This is a genomic window from Chamaesiphon polymorphus CCALA 037, assembly GCF_003003845.1.
Lineage (GTDB): Bacteria > Cyanobacteriota > Cyanobacteriia > Cyanobacteriales > Chamaesiphonaceae > Chamaesiphon > Chamaesiphon polymorphus.
This window is the reverse complement of record NZ_PVWO01000279.1, coordinates 1-7,614: the sequence shown is the minus strand read 5'-3', so window position 1 is coordinate 7,614 and position 7,614 is coordinate 1. Positions and strand designations below refer to the sequence as shown.

The following is a 7,614-nucleotide window of genomic DNA, read 5'->3' as shown; positions in this document are numbered from 1 at the left end:
TGGTAGCGCGTTCGAGCAAGCCGAGTTCGGTAGCTATTTGGGTGAGAATATCGCGCTCGGTTTGATTGCAGCCATACTTATTTTTGGGCGATAGATGCTCTGAAGTCCAAGGATACTTAATAAATGTTCCTAAAGTTGCATATGTCAGCCGCATTCCGCCTTCAAATAAATAGTATTCTAATTTGGTAATAATCCTCAAACCTTGCGCGTTACCTTCAAAATTTTGCAGATCGGCGAGCGCGGCTGGATCGAGATCTTTGACAAATTCTCGATTGGTATCCGCTCTAAACCACGCTCTGATTGCTTCTTCGCCAGAGTGACCGAACGGAGGATTACCAATATCATGCGCCAGACATGCAGATTGAACGATATCGCCGACATTTGAAGGATCGATATCGATTTGTTTTAATTCATCTGCTAGTCTTTGACCGACTTTGGTACCCAAGCTTCTCCCTACCGATGAAACCTCTAGGCTATGGGGTAATCGGGTGCGGATATCATCGTTTTCGGGAAGTGGATGTACCTGCGTTTTATGATTGAGACGGCGAAAAGCAGTAGAAAAAATAATGCGATCGATATCTTTTTGAAAATGGCTGCGTCCGACTTCTTTTTGTTCGAGCTGATGTACTCCATATCTTTTGCGAGAAAAAAGCTTTGCCCATTGCATTCGATCCATCTGAAGAGTTACCTCGCTCATAAATTTCGATCGTGACTTCACTTCAACTTTCGCGCCAATTTTCGAGATCGATCGCCATCGAGAACCCTATCTCTAGGGTACCAATTACAGCTTACATTTTGGCAATAATTTCCATCTTCCTAGCCTAAAGTACCCACAAATAATGTCCGAACTAATATTTGTGCTGCAATCTCCAAATTGAGATCGATCGTGGTAAAATTATTAAAGTACGTAAGTACTTATCTAACTTCTGCGCGATCGATACCACTTGCAACCCGGATGATGGATCGTCATCCTTGCGTTTAGTCTAGCCACACATCACTGGCTCACTCTTAACTGTGCGGAGGAGTCCATACCGACGGTGTTACGGGGGAGATACCTCGTATCTAACGACCGTCGGTATGGACCCTCCGCTGGCGTTGAGCGAGCCAGTCCCGAGAGGTTTACGAAGAGGGATCGCGCAGCCAGATTAGGTATAATCTGATTTCCATCGTTTGGTAACAGAATTAGATCCTAAAAACTCTATCAAAACTTTAATTTATCGAATGTTTCGAGCCTGTGGTCGATCGAGATTACGCCAGATTAATTTCTGCATGAATTACGTATCTAGACGTAAGTAAAATAGTCCCCAGTTAGACTCAATTCCGATACATTTTCGACAATCCCAATTAATTCCGATCGACCGAAGAGATTGTTGGAAATAGCCGTACCAGTAGGTGTCGTACTCAGAGCATAATCGGTAGCTTTACCTTTGAGTTGAATGACATCACTATTGGCATCGAAACCGACGATCTTGGCATAGTCCGTCAGACCTTCATTATTACTATTGCCGTCATTATAATAAACTTGCTGGCGATCGCCCAAGATGAAGCGATTGCTACTGGCTGAATGTACGAGTGTATCAATTTCGCCTTTCCCCGCCGTCGCACTGCGAGGATCGACACCGACGAGTGGATTGTTACTGTCGCCGCCAGTCAGGAGATCGTTACCATTCGTACCCTGCGTAGAGCCGACTTTGACTGTGGCTGAGTGAGTGCGATCGCGATCGAATGTCATCTCTAAGCGATTGCCGATAAGATTGTAACTATCGGCACCTGTTGCTGAGAGGGTAGTATTGGTGGGGAGATTGAGATCGATCGAGATTTTACCTTCACCATTGAAAGTATAGTCGAGATTTTGACCGTCGCCTGCGACTGAAATCAGTTCGGCGCGTTGGGGGAGTGCGACGATGTGGGTGACGTTATCGGCAGTTTTGCCGAGATTAATAGTATAGTTACCACCGTTTTTGGTGAGGAATACTGAGTCTTTGTCAAAGGCATAATAGCTGCCGACGTTCTTAATTCGATCGCTAGATCGAACATCTAACGAGAATTTACCGACGCCAGCAGTACTAATATCTGGCGTAACTTTTGCGGTAATAGTATCGCCAATCCAATCGATCTTAACGGCGGATTTTTGAAATGTCCGCAGCCGATTTTGAGCGTCATCGAAGGTGACAAATTCGGTACCATCGGCGGCAGCTTTGGCAATAAAATCATCGTAAATTGCGGGATTGTAAGCGGAATCGGTGCCAGTCGCACCGTAGTCATGCCAAGCAAATTCCACAATCGGTTTGCGTGCTTGGCTTTTTAACCAATCGTATTCTCGATTCCAGAGTGCAGTGGTTTGAGTGTTAGTTAAATTCTGATAGCCGATCGCATTATAATCGAAGGAAATATTTGGCGCGAAATAGACTGCTTGTGATGTCGGATCGAGGAATCCAAATGCGTTATTGTAAGCAGTGCCGACACCAGTATAGTATTGGAAATAATTATCGAGTTGTTTGTCTAGTGCCAGACTATCGGGGTTGCCTGGAGTTGCGGCACCAGTAACGGGGATGCCTAATTCTTGGGCGATAATATTTTTAGATTGGTTAAATTCAAATTCTACCTGCGTGGGAGTTAGATTGCTCGGATCGTTGGGATGTGTATATGAATGAGTCCCAATTTCATTTCCCAATGCCAACCAGCGTTGATAAATGGGTTTCATTACATTCCAATCAGTCGATTCACCATTAACTGGATCGTTACCGATATTGATAAAGTGAGTACCGACAAATCCATACTTAGTTTTCCAATCTGTCAGCACGTCAGCGAGTTTGGCTTCGACGATTGGTGCTATTTCCGAAAACCTGGACAAATCTACATCGTCGCGCGAGAGAAATAAACTATTATTCCGCGTCAGATCGAGACTGACGCGCGGTGAATCGAGATCGACGATCGAGCCGATAGCCTGTGCAACAATATTAGTATCGGCAAAGATCGAGGCGTCGGCAAAATGAACGTTTTGACCGCCTGTTTTGGTGGCAACGATCGCATTATAATTGGCACCATTAACTGTCTGCTCGGCAAGGATCGTACCTGGGGTACCGAAGAGACTATAAGCAGCAAAAGCGATACCTTTGTCGTAATTGAGGAGCTGCTCGCCAGCAGTATATCCAGGCGCGAGGATATTATTATCGACATCTTTAGCGGTAATAACTGCATTGACGATACCGCCGCCAGCAGTGCGTTGTACCCCCAATAAGTTTTTCATCCGACTGTAAGGATCGCCAGCCAGTGCGGCTCCAGTTTCATCATTTGTCATGAATTCACCAGCGGCAATTATCCCAACTCCATATTTAGCCACAGCTTGAGTGAGCGAACTTTCGATCGCATTCAGATCGGCGGCATTAACATTAGGAAAGGAGGGAAAAACTAGCGCATCGTAATTTACTAATTTACTCAAATCTTGGAGATCGCTTTCGGTAAGTAAATCGAATGGTACCCCAGATGCCATCGCTTGACTTTGAGCGGAAGCAAATAACTGACTGTAAGCTTTTTTATCAAAGAAATTATTTGCCGAAGTCTCCGAATACACGATCGCAATCCGCCGATTGAGATTCGTTCGTACTGGCAAATCTGTGTTGTCAATTCTTAAACTATTATTTGCATAATCGCTAGTTAAAAAGACCCGATCGTTGATATCGATGTTGGCATCAATACTCGTGTTGTCGGCCATTATGAGCGACTTAGGAATGGCAATTTCGATCGTCTTACCATCTTGAGATCTGGCAAACTCTAAGCGTGCGATCGGGTTTTGACCTGCGGCACCATTATATAAATATGGCGTACCATCTGCATCGAGATTAATATTGTATTCCGCACCTACCGTCGATCCGAAAACTTGGTATCCAGTCGCTTTATTTCGATCGGTGTTCAACCAAATTGTAGTATTAGCACCGATCTGTTCGCTAGTTGAATCGATCGCCAATACATAACCGTCTGCGGTATTCTTACCATAAACGCGATAACCCGCTACTTGCTGAATTGGTAGAGCATCCAGTCGATCGATCGGTTTCCAATCTGTTAAACTGCCGTTTAGGGCAATCTTCCCAGCAGTATTTTTGGCTACAAAGTTGGGACTTGGATCGATCGATTGAGACATGGTAGCAAGCTGGAACAACCTGTGCGAGTATTTTGGATAATCTTTAGAGCGATCGGATACTCTAATGTACGTGTAAATACTGACATCTGGATTAGACCATAATCTCGTGCTACCTGTCTGCGATCGATATCACTCGGCACTACGTGCGATCGTATCAATCTCGATCGAGTTTTGTCCTGGTGTGAGTTTATAGACATCTGGAGCTATTTTCGATCGTCGGGACTTAGGATAGATTAAGTCGAATATTGGTACTGACACTAACTCCGATTCATGCAGAACCCTTATTACCAGTACAGTCCCGTCGCCCTCACCCCGCCAAATCCTGCGGCTCTGGCTCCCCTCTCCCAAGCTTGGGAGAGGGGCTGGGGGTGAGGGCTGAGGTTCAGGGGCGTTTCCAATCAGATTTGGTATGACACGCTCCGATCGTGCCTCGATCGCGCACATTGATGCTAGAATGATAATCATTCCCATTATTGCTAGCGATCGTCAGAAGTTTAAAATCTTGTTGTCAATTGCTAAAGTAGCTAGCAAAAGCAAATAGCTACCGATCTCTAACCCACTGAGAAAGAAAACTGATGAATACTCTAGATAATTTGCCAACATCGACCGTCCCAGTTACCGTGTTGACGGGATATTTAGGCGCGGGAAAAACTACACTGCTCAACCATATTCTGACATACGAGCATGGCAAGAAAGTAGCCGTAATTGTCAATGAATTTGGCGAAGTAGGCATTGACAACCAACTAGTTGTCAGTACCGACGAAGAAATTTTTGAAATGAATAATGGCTGTATTTGCTGCACGGTGCGGGGCGATCTGGTCAGAATTATCGGAAACTTAATGCGCCGTCGCGACAAATTCGACCATTTAGTAATTGAAACAACTGGCTTGGCCGATCCGGCACCAGTAATTCAAACTTTTTTTGTCGATGAAGACGTGCAACTAGAAACGCGCTTAGATGCCGTGGTCACCGTGGTAGATGCCAAACATATCCAACTGCATTGGGATGCAGATGAAGCTCAAGAACAGATTGCTTTTGCCGATCGCATTTTAATTAATAAAACCGATCTAGTTACGCCAGCCGAGTTAGAAGAACTGGAGAAAAAAATTCGGAATATGAATGCGATCGCCAAAATTTATCGCACTCAAAATGCCGTAGTTGATATGGATACAATTTTGGGAGTTGGCGGTTTCGATCTTAACAATGCGCTCACGATCGATCCAGATTTCTTGGGCGAAGAAGCACACCAACACGATGAATCGGTAGGATCGATCGCTTTAGTCGCACCAGGCGCGATGAATAGCCAAAAACTTGAAGCTTGGCTGGGCGAATTACTACCAACTCAGGGTCAGAATATCTTTCGGATGAAAGGAATTTTAAACATCCAGGGACAAGATCGGCGATTTGTATTGCAAGGCGTACACATGTTGATGGATGCCAAACCAGATCGCGAATGGCGAGCGGGTGAGGAACGTAAAAATGAATTAGTATTCATCGGACGCGATCTCGATGAAGCCAAGTTACGCAAAGATTTTAATAAATGCTTAGTTGCGTCCGGCAAGGGATTTGGTTAGATGGCAAAGTCAAAATCCAGTCAACGAGAACTGAAACTAGTTTGGCAAGCACAACTTGCCGAATATATTACCTCCATCGCCTGTGCTAACGACGGTAGAACTGTGGTTGCTAGCAGTGCGGCGGGGGAAGTTGCCTATTGGGAAAACCAGCAGCTCACCATGCTGTTAGACGCTCATGGGGCGAGTGTCGATAGCCTGTCTTTCGATGCGAGCAGCCGATATTTGGCCGCAGGCGGACAGATGGGCGATGTGCGAGTGTGGGATTGTGGCAATGGTAGCCCCGAATTGTTACTGTCCTTAGCTCATAAATCGATTTGGGTGGATTCGATCGCTTGGCATCCGCACGCACCTTATTTAGCATTTGCAACTGGTAGATTCGTTCAAATTTGGGACATCGCCAAGCGAGAATTAATTACGACTTTAGATTTCGATCTTTCCACTGTCTTCGATTTGGCTTGGCATCCCGCTGGGACTCATTTGGCGGTAGCTGGCAATTTAGGAGCGCGAATTTGGCAAAGTAACGATTGGGATGAAGAACCAGAATACCTACCTGCAAACAACGCGCTCAAGCATTTAGCTTGGTCGATTGGGGGAGATTTTTTAGCAGGGGCGACACTCGATCGTTGTTTGGTAATTAGTGCGATCGAAGACTTCTCATCTACTTGGACGATGAGAGGTTTTCCCGCTCGGATTCAGCAGTTAGCTTGGATCGATAAATCTCAACCGACAGTAGCGGCAATTAGTGCGGAAATGTTGGTATCGTGTGCGTATGCAGATGGCACTTGGCAAGCTATGCCCCTAGAGTTTCATCGAGATTTTATTACAACAATGTCTATTCATCCCAAATTTCCACTAATTGCAACTGCAAGTGTAGATGGAGAGATCGCAATTTGGGAACCAGAAATGGGCGTAATTGGATCTTTTAACGATAGCAACGTGGAGTTTACTCGCATTAATTGGCATTCAAACGATCGCATGTTGGTAACAGGTAACGATCGAGGAGAAGTTAAGATTTGGGGATAAAGTGAAATCGATCGATCGTCAATTGTTATCGAACCAGTAGGCACCCCACAGTTAAACCAAGGGCTAAAAAACTCGATCGATGATTCGATCGCCGCTAATACTATAATCTTCAAATCCTTGCTGAGACTAGTTTCTCACGTAATGGTGTCGATCGAGTTACCCTCAATGGGGTAGAGTAGACATATCTGCCCTCTGCCCTTGGATAGAATCTTCTATGGACAATAAGACAGAACTTTTAGTCAAAATCCAGATTTGGATTGCCGATTTTGGCATTAAAGCGATCTCGGCTTTTATGCTCGTGCTCATCGGGATCCAGCTCGCTCGGTTTCTCCAAACTGTGGTTGGTAAATCGCTCCAAAAAGCCAGAATCGATGCCACACTCGGATCGTTTGCCAGCAATTTAGTTTATATTGCGGTAGTAGCAATGACGGTAATTGTGGCGATGGGTCAATTAGGCGTACAGACTGCATCGTTTATTGCAATTTTAGGTTCGATTGGGGTTGCGATCGGGTTAGCATTGCAAGGTTCGTTATCAAACTTTGCCGCTGGAATTTTAATTATCGTCTTACGACCGTTTAAAGTCGGCGATTATATCGAATGTTTGAATATTGGTGGTACTGTTACCAGAATTCATCCACTCAATACAACTCTAATTACACCAGATAATCGCACGATCGTGGCTCCCAATCGCAAGTTATTCGATGATTGTCTCACCAATCATTCAGCACAACCCCAACGTCGGATCGATCTAGTATTTGGGACTGGATACGAAAATGATATCGATCGAGTCAAGCAAATTACTTACGGTTCGCTCATTTTCAGGGAGGGTCATCAGATTGTGGCCCAAGGCAAGTATAAATCTCAACTGGAAAGTTC

6 protein-coding genes are annotated in these 7,614 nt (G+C 45.0%); 4 read left to right on the top strand and 2 right to left on the bottom strand.

Annotated features, from left to right (window positions below; genetic code table 11):
- Positions 1 to 667 (bottom strand): dGTP triphosphohydrolase (dgt, locus tag C7B77_RS18905; RefSeq protein WP_342761364.1); only part of this gene is annotated, 667 nt, incomplete at its 3' end.
- Positions 668 to 1,282: 615 nt separating this feature from the next.
- Positions 1,283 to 4,141, bottom strand: a complete 2,859-nt coding sequence (locus C7B77_RS18900) for a polysaccharide deacetylase family protein (RefSeq protein ID WP_146138396.1) — start codon at positions 4,139 to 4,141, stop codon at positions 1,283 to 1,285.
- Positions 4,142 to 4,550: 409 nt separating this feature from the next.
- On the opposite strand from C7B77_RS18900, the gene C7B77_RS31490 reads away from it, so the two are divergent.
- The 4 genes from C7B77_RS31490 to C7B77_RS18880 all read left to right on the top strand — a co-directional run.
- On the top strand, positions 4,551 to 4,682 hold the full coding sequence (locus tag C7B77_RS31490; protein WP_281261373.1) for a hypothetical protein: 132 nt from the start codon (positions 4,551 to 4,553) through the stop codon (positions 4,680 to 4,682).
- Positions 4,683 to 4,716: 34 nt separating this feature from the next.
- Positions 4,717 to 5,715: a CobW family GTP-binding protein gene (locus C7B77_RS18890; protein WP_106308284.1), complete on the top strand. Its 999-nt coding sequence runs from the start codon at positions 4,717 to 4,719 to the stop codon at positions 5,713 to 5,715.
- Positions 5,716 to 6,738, top strand: a complete 1,023-nt coding sequence (locus C7B77_RS18885) for a WD40 repeat domain-containing protein (RefSeq protein ID WP_106308281.1) — start codon at positions 5,716 to 5,718, stop codon at positions 6,736 to 6,738.
- 214 nt (positions 6,739 to 6,952) lie between these two features.
- The coding region (locus C7B77_RS18880; RefSeq protein ID WP_245894272.1) for a mechanosensitive ion channel family protein at positions 6,953 to 7,614 on the top strand (662 nt) is incomplete at its 3' end.